Annotated in this window: 14 protein-coding genes and 1 tRNA gene; 4 read left to right on the plus strand and 11 right to left on the minus strand. The window is 68.4% G+C overall.

Annotation, left to right across the window (positions count from 1 at the left end):
* Window positions 1–99 precede the first annotated feature (99 nt).
* The 4 genes from AVR91_RS23630 to AVR91_RS23645 all read right to left on the minus strand — a co-directional run bounded on the left by AVR91_RS23630 (window position 100) and on the right by AVR91_RS23645 (window position 4124).
* Complete coding sequence (locus tag AVR91_RS23630; RefSeq protein WP_063277249.1) at window positions 100–2118, minus strand: NADPH-dependent 2,4-dienoyl-CoA reductase; 2019 nt, start codon at window positions 2116–2118, stop codon at window positions 100–102.
* Window positions 2119–2127: 9 nt separating this feature from the next.
* Entirely contained in the window at window positions 2128–2664 is a 537-nt protein-coding gene (locus AVR91_RS23635; RefSeq protein WP_063277248.1) for a PadR family transcriptional regulator, read from the minus strand.
* Between the two features lie 116 nt (window positions 2665–2780).
* Window positions 2781–3629: an SAM-dependent methyltransferase gene (locus tag AVR91_RS23640; RefSeq protein WP_172843546.1), complete on the minus strand. Its 849-nt coding sequence runs from the start codon at window positions 3627–3629 to the stop codon at window positions 2781–2783.
* A gap of 27 nt (window positions 3630–3656) precedes the next feature.
* Window positions 3657–4124 (minus strand): MarR family winged helix-turn-helix transcriptional regulator, encoded by a 468-nt coding sequence (locus AVR91_RS23645; protein WP_037333227.1) that lies wholly within the window; start codon window positions 4122–4124, stop codon window positions 3657–3659.
* A 144-nt stretch (window positions 4125–4268) separates the two neighbouring features.
* Here AVR91_RS23645 and AVR91_RS23650 point away from each other — a divergent pair, with 144 nt between their 5' ends.
* Together AVR91_RS23650 and AVR91_RS23655 are read left to right on the plus strand one after the other, a co-directional pair.
* Window positions 4269–5219 (plus strand): alpha/beta hydrolase, encoded by a 951-nt coding sequence (locus AVR91_RS23650; protein WP_063277247.1) that lies wholly within the window; start codon window positions 4269–4271, stop codon window positions 5217–5219.
* A gap of 131 nt (window positions 5220–5350) precedes the next feature.
* Window positions 5351–6568, plus strand: a complete 1218-nt coding sequence (locus AVR91_RS23655; RefSeq protein ID WP_063277246.1) for an alpha/beta hydrolase — start codon at window positions 5351–5353, stop codon at window positions 6566–6568.
* On the opposite strand, the gene AVR91_RS23660 is transcribed toward AVR91_RS23655, so the two are convergent.
* Entirely contained in the window at window positions 6548–7399 is an 852-nt protein-coding gene (locus tag AVR91_RS23660) for an oxygenase MpaB family protein (RefSeq protein ID WP_063277245.1), read from the minus strand. The genes AVR91_RS23655 and AVR91_RS23660 overlap by 21 nt on opposite strands.
* Before the next feature lie 44 nt (window positions 7400–7443).
* Window positions 7444–8343 carry a serine hydrolase gene (locus tag AVR91_RS23665; protein WP_063277244.1) on the minus strand — a complete coding sequence of 300 codons (900 nt, stop codon included), beginning with the start codon at window positions 8341–8343 and terminating at the stop codon, window positions 7444–7446.
* A gap of 132 nt (window positions 8344–8475) precedes the next feature.
* Here AVR91_RS23665 and AVR91_RS23670 point away from each other — a divergent pair, with 132 nt between their 5' ends.
* Window positions 8476–9072 carry a DUF4383 domain-containing protein gene (locus AVR91_RS23670; protein WP_063277243.1) on the plus strand — a complete coding sequence of 199 codons (597 nt, stop codon included), beginning with the start codon at window positions 8476–8478 and terminating at the stop codon, window positions 9070–9072.
* A 3-nt stretch (window positions 9073–9075) separates the two neighbouring features.
* Here AVR91_RS23670 and AVR91_RS23675 read toward each other — a convergent pair whose 3' ends face one another.
* The 3 genes from AVR91_RS23675 to AVR91_RS23685 all read right to left on the minus strand — a co-directional run bounded on the left by AVR91_RS23675 (window position 9076) and on the right by AVR91_RS23685 (window position 12077).
* Window positions 9076–10056, minus strand: coding sequence for an SCO0930 family lipoprotein (locus AVR91_RS23675; protein WP_063277242.1), 981 nt, complete (start codon window positions 10054–10056; stop codon window positions 9076–9078).
* Between the two features lie 82 nt (window positions 10057–10138).
* Window positions 10139–11512, minus strand: coding sequence for a 3-carboxy-cis,cis-muconate cycloisomerase (gene pcaB / locus AVR91_RS23680; protein WP_063277241.1), 1374 nt, complete (start codon window positions 11510–11512; stop codon window positions 10139–10141).
* A gap of 25 nt (window positions 11513–11537) precedes the next feature.
* Window positions 11538–12077: a DinB family protein gene (locus AVR91_RS23685; RefSeq protein ID WP_063277335.1), complete on the minus strand. Its 540-nt coding sequence runs from the start codon at window positions 12075–12077 to the stop codon at window positions 11538–11540.
* A gap of 99 nt (window positions 12078–12176) precedes the next feature.
* On the opposite strand from AVR91_RS23685, the gene AVR91_RS23690 reads away from it, so the two are divergent.
* Window positions 12177–12249: transfer RNA gene (locus AVR91_RS23690), tRNA-Lys, on the plus strand.
* A 56-nt stretch (window positions 12250–12305) separates the two neighbouring features.
* On the opposite strand, the gene AVR91_RS23695 is transcribed toward AVR91_RS23690, so the two are convergent.
* Together AVR91_RS23695 and AVR91_RS23700 are read right to left on the minus strand one after the other, a co-directional pair.
* Window positions 12306–13463 (minus strand): tyrosine-type recombinase/integrase, encoded by a 1158-nt coding sequence (locus tag AVR91_RS23695; protein ID WP_063277240.1) that lies wholly within the window; start codon window positions 13461–13463, stop codon window positions 12306–12308.
* Entirely contained in the window at window positions 13463–13660 is a 198-nt protein-coding gene (locus AVR91_RS23700; protein ID WP_063277239.1) for a helix-turn-helix transcriptional regulator, read from the minus strand. Before AVR91_RS23700 ends, AVR91_RS23695 begins: the two co-directional genes overlap by 1 nt.
* Between the last annotated feature and the right edge of the window lie 2 nt (window positions 13661–13662).

Here is a 13662-nt window from a genome sequence, read left to right on the forward strand (position 1 = left end):
TATCGCGGCGGCAGGGCGCCCTGTCCACCTTCGTGAGGGTGGTTGATCAGGGAGCGCCCTGTCGACGTCGATCGCGAACGCGGGTTCACCGCCGGAAATTCAGAGAGCGGCGGCCAGGCGGGTTCCCTGATCGATCGCCCGTTTGGCGTCCAGTTCGGCCGCGACGTCCGCGCCGCCGATCAGGTGCACCGGCAATCCGGCCGCCCGTAGGTCGTCGACGAGGTCGCGCACCGGCTCCTGTCCCGCGCAGACGACGACGGTGTCGACGTCGAGCACACGCGGCTTGTCACCGACGGTGATGTGCAGGCCGTCGTCGTCGATACGCTCGTAGGCGACCCCGGTGAGCTGCTCGACGCGTTTGGCCTTCAGCGCGGCCCGGTGGACCCAGCCGCTGGTCTTGCCCAGCCCCGCGCCGATCCCGGACTTCTTGCGCTGCAGGAGGAACACCTGCCGTGGTGACGGCTCGACCTTCCGCTCGGTCAGCCCGCCCGCGGCCCGCTCGGGATCGGTGACGCCCCATTCGGCCATCCACGCGTCCAGATCGAGCGCGGGGGAGGTGGCGTGCGTCAGGAACTCGCTGACGTCCACGCCGATCCCGCCCGCGCCGATCACGGCGACCTTGCCGCCCACCGGTTTCCCGTGCCGGACGACGTCCACATAGGACAGAACCTTGGGGTGGTCGATGCCGGGGAGCGACGGCACCCGCGGTTTCACGCCGGTGGCCAGCACGACCTCGTCGAACCCGGCGTCGATCAGGTCGGCGGCGGCGACGCGCGTGCCGAGACGCACCTTGACACCGGTGACCTCCAGTCGCCGCGTGTAGTACCGGATGGTCTCCGCGAACTCTTCCTTGCCCGGGATCTTGCGCGCGATCCCGAACTGGCCGCCGATCTCGTCGTCGGCTTCGAAGAGTTCGACCGCGTGCCCGCGTTCGGCGAGGCCGGTCGCGGCCGCGAGCCCGGCAGGACCGGCGCCGACGACGGCGACGCGTTTGGTCTTGCGGGTGGGCGAAAGCGTCAGCGTGGTCTCGTGGCCCGCGCGGGGATTCACCATGCAGGACACCAGCTTCCGCTTGAAAGCGTGATCGAGGCAGGCCTGGTTGCACGCGATGCAGGTGTTGATCTCGTCCTCGCGCCCGGTCTCGGCCTTGCGGATCCACTCCGGGTCGGCGAGGAACGGCCGCGCCATCGACACCAGGTCGGCGTCGCCGCTCGCCAGCGCCTCCTCGGCGACCTCGGGCATGTTGATCCGGTTCGACGTGACCACCGGGATCCCGACGTGCGGCTTGAGCTTCCCGGTCACCCAGGTGAAGGCCGCGCGCGGCACGGACGTCACGATCGTCGGCACCCGCGCCTCGTGCCAGCCGATACCGGTGTTGATGATCGTCGCGCCCGCCTCTTCGACCTCCTTGGCCAAAGCGACGACGTCTTCCCAGCTTTGCCCGCCCTCGACGAGGTCCAACATGGACAACCGATAGATGATGATGAAGTCCTCGCCAACCGCTTCCCGCGTGCGGCGCACGATCTCGACCGCGATCCGCCGCCGGTTTTCCGCGCTGCCGCCCCATTTGTCGGTGCGTTTGTTGGTCCGCTCGGCGAGGAACTGGTTGATGAAATAACCCTCCGAGCCCATGATTTCGACGCCGTCGTAACCCGCTTCCTTGGCCAGGAAGGCACAATCGGCGAACGCGCGGATCTGGCGCAGCACACCGTATCCGGAAAGGGCCCGCGGTTTGAAGGGGTTGATCGGCGCCTTGATGCCGGACGCGGAAACGCTCAGCGGGTGATAGGAATACCGGCCGGCGTGCAGGATCTGGAGCGCGATCTTGCCGCCCGCCTCGTGCACCGGATCGGTGAGTTGCTTGTGCGCCTTGGCTTCCGCGCGCGTCGACAGCTTCGACGCCAGCGGCAGGAGCCAGCCCGTCCGGTTCGGCGCGAAGCCACCGGTGACGATCAGCCCGACGCCGCCGCGGGCGCGTTCGGCGTAGTACTCGGCCAGTTGCGGGAAGTGTGCTTCCTTGTCCTCGAGGCCGGTGTGCATCGAGCCCATGATCACCCTGTTGCGCAGGGTGGTGAAGCCGAGATCGAGGGGGGACAGCAGGTTCGGGTACGGGCTCATCGCTGGTCCTTACGCATCGTGGTGGAATGCCCGGAGTACTTCCTCGAGCCACTCGACGTGGCCTTGTTCGGTTCGGATTCCTCCGCGCAGCACGAGGAACTGGTGCAACGACTGTCCACTGAGGACGCTGGGGTCGGGGAAGTCGCGCTTCTCGATCAGCAGGTACGCGTCGAGCTGTGCCGCGTGCGCGTCGCGATGCCGGGTGACCTCGGCGGCGACGGCGGCCGGATCGCCGAGGGTCGCGCCGCGGATCTTCACGGCGAGCTCCCTGGCGGTGGCCGACGGATCGGGTTCGGCGAGCCAGCGGGCGAGCTCGGTCCGCCCCGCGTCGCCGACGGTGTACACCTTCTTGTCGGGTTTCCCGGACTGCGCGACCTGGTCGACGGTGACCCAGCCCGCGTCCTCCATTCGCTTGAGGACGCGGTAGATCTGCTGGTGGGTGGCGCTCCACCACAGCCCGATGGACTTCTCGAAGCGGCGCGTCAGCTCGTAGCCCGAGCCGGACCGCTCGGACAGGGAGACCAGGATCGCGTGCTCCAGTGCCATGCACCTAGTTTCATATGCACCTAGTTGCACGGCAAGGCGACGCGCGTCACAAAGCGCGTGAAGGCCCCCTTCGATGCGCCTAACGCAATGAAGGGGGCCTTCACGTACTTACAGGGTCACGGCTTGCGGGCGATACCCCCGATGACGCGCGACTCCGACGGCGAAGCGGCGAAGATCGTCTTCTCGTCCGGGTGCCACGCCGGCGCGTAGACCAGGCCCGGCTCCAGCAGAGGCCAGCCGCCGAAGAAGCGCCGGAACTCGTCCATGGTGCGCAGGAAACCGGGGTTCGTCGTGGTCTCGTAGTACTCGAGGATGTCCAGCAGTGCTTGCCGTTCCTCGTCGTTGGCCGGGTTCTCGTTGGTCATCTGCGAGAGCACCAGCAGCGAACCCGGCGCGAGCCGGTCGCGGTAGAAGTCCAGCAGCCCGTCCGGGTCCTGCTCGTCCTTGATGAAGTGCATGACCGCGTTGATCACCAGCGCGATCGGCTCGCGGACGTCGATGATGCCGGAGTCCATCACCCGGGCCCAGAGGTCCTCGGGATCGAACAGATCCGCCGCGATCGCGTGGTGGCGGTCCGGGTCGGCGGTGTCGGCGAGCAGCAGTGTCGAATGCGCGAGCGCGATCGGCTCGTTGTCGATGTAGAGGACGTGCGTGTCCTCCTGCGGCCGCGCCTCGTCGGCGACCTCGTGCACGTTGCCCGCGGTCGGCAGCCCGGAGCCGATGTCGACGAACTGCTTGATGCCCTGTTCGGCGCAGTGCCGCACGGCCCGGCCGAGGAACTGCCTGCTGGTCTTGCAGTAGTCGCCCATGAGCGGCAGGCGCTCACGCACCTTTTCGGCGAAGTTGCGGTCGATGGCGTAGTGCGTGTCGCCGCCGATGAAGTAGTCGTAGACGCGGGCCGCGGACGGCCGGTCCAAGCTGTTCTCGACGGCCTTGAGCGCCGCGTCGTGATCGATCATCGTCATCCCTTTGTCCGCGCCGGAAATCCCATGCTAACCGGCCGGGACGTAGGCCTCGCGGTAGGCGTTGACGGATTCGGTCAAGCGATCGAGCTCCGCGCGGGTGCGGGCGAGACCGGCCGCGTCGAGCCCCATCGCGTCGCCGATGATCTTCGGGATCCCGCTCGCGCGTTCCCTGAGCGCGGCGCCGTCCCCGGTCAGGCTGATGCGCACGGACCGCTCGTCGTCGGCCTGCCGGACGCGCTGGACCAGTCCGGACTTCTCCAGCCGCTTGAGCAGCGGGGACAGCGTGCCGGAGTCGAGGTTCAGCACGGTGCCGAGCTCCTTGACCAGCCGCTCGTCCTCCTCCCAGAGCGCGAGCATCACCAGATACTGCGGATAGGTCAGGCCCAGATCGTCGAGCACCACGCGATAAAGCGCGGTCACGGCCCGCGATGCCGCGTAGAGCCCGAAGCACAGCTGATCGTCCAGGCACAGCGAGCCGGTGTTGTCCGTGGGCATCGGTCCTCCTCGTCCCCATGGTGCGTCGATCATGCCGCAGATCGCCACTTGAGTGGGCTAAATCTCCTTGAGTACATTTTAGTTGTGCACAACTGAGTTGCGAGCTACCTTTGCCGTATCGACTTCGGAACCCAGGAGGCAGAAATGACCGCCAACCCGCACAACCTGGCCCTCGAACCGGCCGCGCAGGCCTTCGTCGAGGCCACCGCCACGCCGCCGTTCCTCTTCCAGCTGCCGCCGGAGGAAGGACGCAAGGCCGTCGACGAGGTCCAGGGCGGCGACGTCGAGCTGCCCGCCGCGGACGTCGAGACCACGCACGTGGACGGCGTCGAGGTCCGCATCGTGCGGCCGCAAGGCGTGACCGGGCCGCTGCCGGTGATCGTCTACATCCACGGCGCAGGCTGGGTCTTCGGGAACTTCCACACCCACGAGCGCCTGGTCCGCGAACTCGCCGTCGGCGCGGGCGCGGCCGTCGTCTTCCCCGAATACGACCGCTCGCCGGAGGCGCGCTATCCGGTCGCCATCGAGCAGAACTACGCCGTGGCGAAGTGGGTCGCCGAGCACGGCGCCGAAAACGGGCTGGACGGCACGAAGATCGCGATCGCCGGAGACTCCGTCGGCGGGAACATGACCGCGGCGCTCACCTTGCTCGCCAAGCAGCGCGGCGACGTCGCCTTCCGTCAGCAGGTGCTCTTCTACCCGGTCACCGACGCGAGCTTCGAGACCGAGTCCTACCAGCGGTTCGCCGAGGGCTACTTCCTCGCCCTCGACGGCATGAAGTGGTTCTGGGACCAGTACACGACCGATCCGGCGCAGCGCGCGGAAATCACCGCGTCGCCGCTGCGGGCGAGCCTCGACGAGCTGGCCGGGCTCCCGCCCGCGCTGGTGATCACCGCGGAGGCCGACGTCCTGCGCGACGAAGGCGAGGCGTACGCCGCGAAGCTGCGTCAGGCCGGTGTGCCGGTGACGGCCGTGCGGTACCAGGGCATCGTCCACGACTTCGTCATGCTCAACACGTTGCGCGGCACGCATGCCGCGGAAGCCGCGATCAAGCAGGCGATCGGCGTGCTGCGCACAGCTCTCGAGTCTGAGTAGTCAGGAACCTGGTTTGTCCAGGGTGACACGCGTCACCCTGGACAACACTTTCCGGTGGTCGCACGTCTCTTGATCCAGTTGTGGGAATGCGGTGCGGGGGCGTGCCGCGGCCGGAGAGGGACACGATCGCCATGGGACTGGGACTGAGTGCCATCCGGCTCGATTCGACACTGAACCTCGTCATCGTCCTGGTGCTGACGCTGCTCGCGATCATCGCCGTCCCGTTCTTCTGGGAACGCTGGCGCCGCAAGGTGGTCGGCCGCAGCGGCACGATCCTCGTCGCGGTGGTGCTGATCGTGGTCAGCACCGGGATGGGCGGCAACATGATCGGCGGGTTCTTCCCGACGGTCGGCGCCCTGTTCGGCACGGGCGTGTACTCGGGAGAGAGCGTCGACGCCGTCGCCGGGCAGAACGGTTCGGACCTCGACAAACTGCGCGACGCCGGGGCGATGCGGGCCAAGGAGGGCAAGGGTTCCGTCGTGCACATGACGGTGACCGGCAAGCGCACCGGCCTCACCCGCGACGTCTCGGTGTACTTCCCGCCCCAGTACTACGATCCCGCGTTCCGGTCGCTCAAGTTCCCGGTCATCGAGTGGATCCCGAACTACCCCTCCGGACCCGAAGTGGTCACCGGTCCGTACGAACTGCCGGCCAGGCTCGACGCGGCCATCGCGAAGCACGTGCTCCCGCCGACCCTGGTGATCATCCCGGACCCGACCGGGAAACCGAAGGTCGGCCACGACACCGAATGCATCGACGAGGTCAACGGCACCGCCAACGACACCTACCTGACCGCCGACATCCGCGACTGGGCGATCGAGAAACTCGGCGCCAACCCGCAGCGGAAGGCGTGGACGATGGCGGGCTGGTCGTCGGGCGGGTACTGCGCGATGAACCTGGTGACCCGGCACCCGCAGTGGTACGGCCAGGCGGCGAGCGTCAGTGGCTACTACAAGGCTTCGGTGGACGCGGAGACGGAGAACCTGTTCAAGGGCAGGCAGGACATCGCCGACGCGAACACGATCACGGTGAACCTGCAGAAGCATCCGTCGCCCGTCGACATCCTCGCGATCGCGGGGGACAAGGAAAGCTTCGAGAGCTTCTCGATCGATCAGATCCAGGCGGCCGTCCGCGCGCCCGCGACCCTCTCGTCGTGGCGGATCCCGGACGCCGGACACAACATGAACACCTTCAAGGCACAAGTGCCCGACGTGCTGGCGTGGATCGGCGCGCGGACCGTGCCGCCGTGCGCGCCGCAGGACAAGAAGATCATCACCAACGGCGGGGTCGCGCCGTGGCCCCTGCCCAACACCGGCGCCAAGGGTGCCTTAGTGGACGTCGTCGAGTAGCTTGGCGCGATAAGCCTTGGGGTACAAGCGGATCCGGTCTGGAACCCGTTTCCCGGCCACCCTCGTGAGCGTTCCGAGGCGCCGGAGACGACGTTCGTCGCCGTCTGTCCACTTGAGACTCAAGCGATCGCGCAAGGTCTCCGGGAGCAGGCCGATCGCGCACAGCGTCAGCACGTTCCCGCCCGCCGGCCGGACGGGGCGCCACAGGGCTTCCGGCAAGAACCACCACGGGGGCGGTGGCGTGTCGCGCATGGTGATCGAAAGGAGCAGTTCCCGGACCGTGTGGTTGTCTTCGAGCCGGTTCGCGACGACGTCGTCGAAGTAGGCCTCGAATCCTTCGAGATCCTCCGGCATGTGATGCTCACGGAGGCCGAGCAGCAGGCCGACGCGCCGCCATTCCGCGTAGAACCGGCGCTTTTCCGTGTCGGACAACGGATGGACGAAGACCTCGTGCATGCGGACGGTCGTCCAGAACGTCGAGCCGTGCACCCACCAGTACGCCTCGGGATTCAGCGCGTGATAGCGCTCGCCGTGGTGGTCGACGCCCTTGATCGCCTTGTGCAGCTCGCGGAGCCGCTCGGCCTCCGCGACCGCTTCCCTGCCGCCGAAAACCTGGCTCAGCAAGGAATCGATGGTCCGGTCGAGGCGACCCCACGGATCCTGGGTGTAGTTCGAATGGTCGTGGACGCCGGCGCCGACCACCGGATGCGCGACCTGCAACAGCAACGCCGTTCCCGCGCCGAGCAGCAGTCTCCGGTCGCCGACCACCTGCCAGGCAACGGAATCCGGGCCGAGCGGGGTCACGGCGGGCAGGCGGGCTTCGGTGCTCATGGCGACCTCCCGAAGAGCGACGTATCGCCACTGTCCCACCTTGTTTACATGTCGTCAATAGCGGGAAGCAGTGCCTTGACCACCTCCGTCACTCGTCTACCCGCACTTGCGTAGGTGGTCGACAACGGCTGTGAGCTCAGGACGACGACGAGGTAGCGGTCGTCCTCGCCGACCGCGCCCGAGCTGTGCAGGATCCGCGAGCCGCGGCAGCACGCCCAGCCCTGTTTGATCGACCAGGGAAGGGAACCGACGGCGTCCGGGATGCCGAAGTACTGCCGGACCCCGTCGGAGCCGTTCTCCGTCGCGCCGCTCAACGCCCGCATGATCGTCGTGCGCGGCCCGGCGCCCGCCTGGTCGAGCAGGTAGCGGTAGATCTTCACGACGTCCGCGGCGGTGATCCGGGTGTCACCCCAGCGGCCGGGATCCTCGGGTGGACGCGTACCGGCGAGACCGATCTTGTTCGCCCACCGGGTGACGATGAGGGGACCGCCGAGGGCCGTCCACAGCCTGCTGGCGATGTCGTCGTCGCTGACCGACAGCATCCGCTGCACGGTGCTCGGCGGTGTGCCCGCCTGAAGCGCTTCCAGCGCGATGAGGAGTTTCACGAGCGACGCCGAGGTGTAGGACCGGTCCGCCTTGAGGGAAACGGTGTTCTTCTTGGCGGTGCGGTCGTAGACGACCACGCTGACCTGCCCGCCGGGGACGAGGTCCGCGAGCGCCTGGCTGTCGACGGACTTCGGCGGTGGGTCCGGCGCGGCCGACGACGAGGGCGTCGGTGACACGACCGGATCCTCCGGTTCGGCTTCGACGGCCGGTGCCGTGGTGCTCGGCGCCGCCTCCGCGACCGCCACCGGACCGGGTCGCGACGGCGGGATCAGGACCATCGCGAGGATGGCGCCCAGGCACAGCCCCACCAGGAGGAAGACTCCGCTCACCTTGCCCACATGACCTGTTGCCAGTGTCACCCGTTCGTGTTCACGGGTAGCCCGTTCGGCCCGACGCTGTTTGTCCGGAAGGGCAGCGGGGTATCCGGGGCCCAGCGTGAAATCAGGTCGCCAACTCTGGGAGGCGGAGCAATGGCACGTGCACAACGCGCTCGTATCCGGACGGCGGGGCTTCAGCCCGCGCAGGTCCTCGCCGGGCTGTCGAGCCTGGCGTTCCTGGTGTTCGGGATCGTGGGCTTCACCAGGACCGGGTTCGCCGACTTCGCAGGCCGCAGCGACGCGACCGTGCTGGGATTCTCGGTGAACCCGCTCTACAACCTCGGTTTCGTCGTACTGGGCGCGATCGGTCTGCTGCTGACCTTCGGGTCGGGGCGGTCCCGGGTCTTCGGTTTCCTGACGTTCGCCGCCTTCGGGGCGCTGTTCGTCTGGGGGCTCATGATCGTGGGCACCGTTTCGACGAACCCGGTCTCAGAGGCCGGAAACCCGTTCAACCTCAACGGGCCGGACAACTGGCTGCATCTCGGCCTCGCCGCGCTCGGGCTGGTGATCGCGTTCCTGCCCGCACGGCACAAGGTGCTGCTGCCGGAGGACGAAGAAGAGACCGTGGTCGCGGACCGGGCCGACAGCGCCACGGCCGTCGAACCCCTTCCGGACACTTCGCGGCGGCCGAAGCACGGAAAAGGCCCGACCGCCGCTCGGGAAGAGCGACCGCCGGGCCTCGCCCACTAGCGCTCAGTAGCCGGACTCCTGGGCGGGAGCGTCTTCCTCCTTCTTGGGGGCGGCGTTCCCGCTCTGGGCGGCCTTGTCCTTCACCGGCGCGGTGCTCTTGCAGCCCGCGGGCTCGATGACGAACCAGGTGCCGCCGACGCCGTGACCGTTGGCCTGACCGGCTTCCGTGTCCTTGGCGTAGCGATAGACGGCCCACCCGCCGACGGTGACCTGCATGGTGCCGTCCGCGCGCTTCACCTTGCCGAGCAGCTTCTGGTCGATGCCTTCGAGCTGGACGTCGCCCTCGGCGAGTACCGGCGGCCAGGCCTTCGCGCAGTCACCGTTGCAGGTCGGCTGCTTGTTCTTCTTGTCCTTGGTGAACATGTACAGGGTGAAGCCGTCCTGGTCCACAATGGCCGGTCCGATGCCGTCGACGTTGCTCGCGACGAGCTTCGCTTCGCCGTCCTTCTGTTCGGCCGGAGCTTCCTTCGCGGCCTGGCCCGCTTTGCCGCCCTTGGCGTTCGCGGCGTACCAGGTGCTGCCGACGCCCTGCCCCTTCGCTTCGCCCGCCTTGGCATCCTTGGCGTAGCGGTAAAGCGCCCATCCGCCCACGGTGACCTGCTTGCGTCCGTCAGCACGGGTCACTTCGCCGACCAGGGCCTGATCCACGCCTTCGATCTGGACTTCACCCTCGGCCAGCACCGGCGGCCAGGCCTTCGCGCAGTCACCGTCGCAATTGGACTTCGGCGGTTTCGCGCTGTCCTTGTCGAAGCGGTACAAGGTGAAGCCGTCCTTGTCGACGAGCACCTGGCCGAGATTCCCGGCTTCGGCCACGGCCACCTTGGTCTCGCCCTTGGCCGCGGGGGCGTTCCCGCCCGCCCCGGCCACCGCCGCGGCGGGAGCGACGGCGGGCGCGGCCGCCTCGGTGCCGCCGGAGCAGGCCGACAGCACCACCAGGCCCGCGGCCGCGGACGCCGCTGCGACGACGAAACGCTTGCGAAGCATGGGATTTCTCCTTGTTCGTAGGGGTTCCGCGGCTTGGCGCGGTGAGCTTGTACCCCCTACACGGAGCCGGCTGAGGACCGGTTCAAGGAGTTTTCGGTTTTTCTTCGCGAGCCTCCAGCGCGGCGTCGACGAGCACCCCGGCCGAGCCGGTGTAGTGCGCGGGATCCAGCAGGTCGGCCAAAGATTCGGCGGGAAGCACTCCGGTTACCTCCGGCAGGCCGGAAAGAACCTCGACGAGGGCCTTGTCCTGTGCGAGGGCGAGCTTGGCCGCCTGCCCGAGAACCTCCTTGGCCCGTTTCTTGCCGAGCAGCGGGGCGAGCACGGTCGAAAGCCGCTCGGAGACGATCTGGCCGTGCGTGAGGCCGAGGTTCTCGCGCATGCGTTCGTCGTCGACGACCAGACCCCGGGCGAGCTCGGCCGCCGTATGCGCGGCGCCGCCGGTCAGGCGCAGGCACTCGCGCAGCAGCTGCCACTCGGCGTGCCACGCGCCCGCGGACCGTTCGTCCTCGGAGACCAGGGCCTGGGTGACGCCGGTGGCCAGCACCGGCACCTGGAGCGCGGCCGACCGGATCAGCGTCGCGAGCACCGGATTGCGTTTGTGCGGCATCGCCGAAGACCCGCCACGGCCCTCACCCGCCGGCTCCGAGACCTCCCCGACCTCGGTCCGCGTCAGGAACTGGACGTCGACCGCGATCTTCCCGAGCGCGGCGGCGGTGAAGGAGAGCGCGGCCGCGAGGTCGGCCGTCGGCGTGCGGAGGGTGTGCCAGGGGAGCGCGGTCTCGGCGAGCCCGGTCTCCTCGGCGAAGGCTGTCTGGAGGCGCTGCGGATAGCCGTCGGGCAGGTCGGCGAGGCGCGCGTACTCGGCATACGCGGCCCTCGTGCCCGCGGCGCCCCCGAGCGAGACCGGCAGAACGACCCGGTTCAACCTGTCGAGCGCGTCGAGCGTCAGCTGACGCCAGCCCGCCGCCTTGAGCCCGAACGTCGTCGGCACCGCGTGCGCGGTGAGGGTGCGCCCGGCCATGGTCGTGTCGCGATGCGCGCGGGCGAGATCCGCCAGCGCCTCCGCCGTCGACTCGAGATCCGCGGTGAGGAGCACCCGTGTCCGCGAGGCGACCAGCATCATCGCGGTGTCGAAGATGTCCTGGCTGGTGGAGCCGCGATGGACGTACTCCGTCCCGGCGGCCTCGGTCAGCTCCTTGATCAGCCCCACGACCGGGTTCGCCGTCTCACGGGCCGCCCTCGCCAACGCGACCACGTCGATCTCGGCGGCCGCGGCCGCCTCGGTGATCGCCGCCGCGGCGTCCTGCGGGATCAGCCCGGTGCGGGCCTGCGCCCTGGCGAGCGCAGCTTCCGCGTCCAACAGGGCCCGCAACCAGGCGAGATCACCCGTCGCCGCCTCGGCGGGCGTGCCGGCGCGGACCGGGGACAGGAGGCCGGAATCGGGATCGGCGTTCATCGGCCCAGCATCGCATTTCAAGGTTTCAGTGGCCTGTCCTCCCGTCGATGCGCTCGCGAAGCAAGTCGGCGTGGCCTGCGTGGCGGGCGTACTCGGCGATGTGATGGGTCAGCAGCCACCGCAACGAGAACGGCTTCCCGTCGCGACGACCCGTGCCCGTGTCGTCGAGCGACGAGGCCGCCACGATCTCCCGCGCCCGCGCGCACTCCGCACGCCACGCCGCCCACGCCTCCTCGACATCGCCGCCCAGATCCTCGAAGTCCTGCTCGGGCCACTCGTCGGAGTAATAGAGCAACGGGACGTCCTCGCCCGCGAACTGCAGGCGGAACCACCAGCGCTCGACGCCCGTGAGGTGCCTGAGCAGCCCGTGCAGTGACAAACCCGACGGCTCGATCGGCCGCTGGGCCATCTGCTCCGGCGTCAGCCCCTGGCACTTCAGCTCGAAGGTGCGGCGATGCCAATCGAGCGTGGACGTCAGGATCTCGCGCTCGCTCGCCACGCGCGGCGGCTCCAGGCGCTCGCCCTCCCAGCTCGCCGCGTAGTTCTCGTCGGGGATCGTGTCCATGCCCACGACCATGGCAGAGACCCCCGACAATTCCGTGGCGCTCCGGCGGCGGCCCCGCCATCCTGGTGGTCGACGGCGGTCTACTAGACTCGGCCGCACGGGCCGTTAGCTCAATTGGTAGAGCTGCGGACTTTTAATCCGTAGGTTCTGGGTTCGAGCCCCAGGCGGCCCACTCTTTCGCCTGGTCCACGCGTTGTGGCTATCCCGGCTCAAGATCATCTCCCCGGTTTATCCCCGGTTTTGGAGTCGGACGGGTTTATCCAAGAGCCCTTCCAGGGCCTTCGCCGTGGCCGGGTCGACCGTCTTCCGCTCCAGGTAGTTGTCCTGCGTCATCGACACCCGCGAGTGGCCGAGTTGGTCCGCGATCAGCCTCGTCGGCACCCCCGCGTCGTCCAGCGCGGTCGCCGTCGTCTTCCGGAACGTGTGCGAGGTGACCCAGAGGAAGTGGTCACCACCGCGGATTTCCCGGATGACCCGCAGGACGTTGTTCGGGTCGCGCATCCCGCCCGTCGTGCTGGGGAAGATGGGGCCGGTTGCCGCCGCCCGCTTCGTCAGCAGCTCCACGGCCCAGGTAGGGAGCGGGAGCGCGCGTTTGCTCGACTCGCTCTTCGGGCGAGGCTTGCGGAGCAGCCCTTTGCCCTTGATCCGAACCACGGTGTGCGTGATGTCGACGGTGCCCGCCACCAGGTCGACGTCCTCCCAGTACGTCGCGAGCGCTTCACCGACCCGGACGCCGGTCGCCATCATGAACCGGGACAAGTCGGGCAGGTCCCAGCGAACGGCCTTCTCATTCGCCTCCAGCCGCGCCAGCCACCCGGCGCGCTCGTCCGCGTCCAGAGCGCGAGGCTTCTTCTTCGCAGTCGGGATGCGCCGGGTGTCCCGAGTCGGGTTGCCGTCGATCGCGTCGTACCGAGCCGCCAGCCCGAGCATTCCCGAAAGGACGGTCCGCGCCGTCTTCGCCGTCGACGCTCCGACGTTGAGCTGAATAGTCCCAAGGAAGCGATCCAGCCGCATCACGGTGGCTTCTCGTATCCGCAGCTCCCCGAGGCCCGGCACGACGTGAGCGTTCAAGACCGATTCGTACGCGGTCTCGGTGGTCGGCGACTTCTTGCCGTCCTCGACGTCCTGCCGCACCTGGTCCATCCAGACTTCAGCCAGCACCTTCAGGTGCGTCTCCCGGGTGATCTCGCCAGTCGTCGACCCGGTCCATTCGCGGAACACGTCCTTGAGTCGCTGCGCAGCCTTGCCCTTCGTCTTCCCGGTCCGCTCCACCTCCCGCGTCTTGCCGTCGAAGTCGCGGAACAACGCACGAGCCCGGTACCCGCCCGGAACAGGCGAATACCGGATCTCCCCGTACGTTCCGATCTCCAGTTGAGGCCGAGGCATCAGGCCACCTCGACGGCCAACTGATCAACCCACGCCCGGACGTCCTCAGGGCGGTACCGCACGTATCGGCCCATGCGACGGCCAGCAGGGCCGTAACCCTTGCTGCGCCACTGGTACAGCGTCCCGACGGGAACGCCGAGGTAGGCAGAGACGTCCTCTACTGTCCAGAGTGGATCGACGTCGTGCACGTTGTTCATGT

Source organism: Amycolatopsis keratiniphila subsp. keratiniphila (assembly GCF_001620365.2).
In the GTDB taxonomy this organism is placed as follows: Bacteria; Actinomycetota; Actinomycetes; order Mycobacteriales; family Pseudonocardiaceae; genus Amycolatopsis; species Amycolatopsis keratiniphila.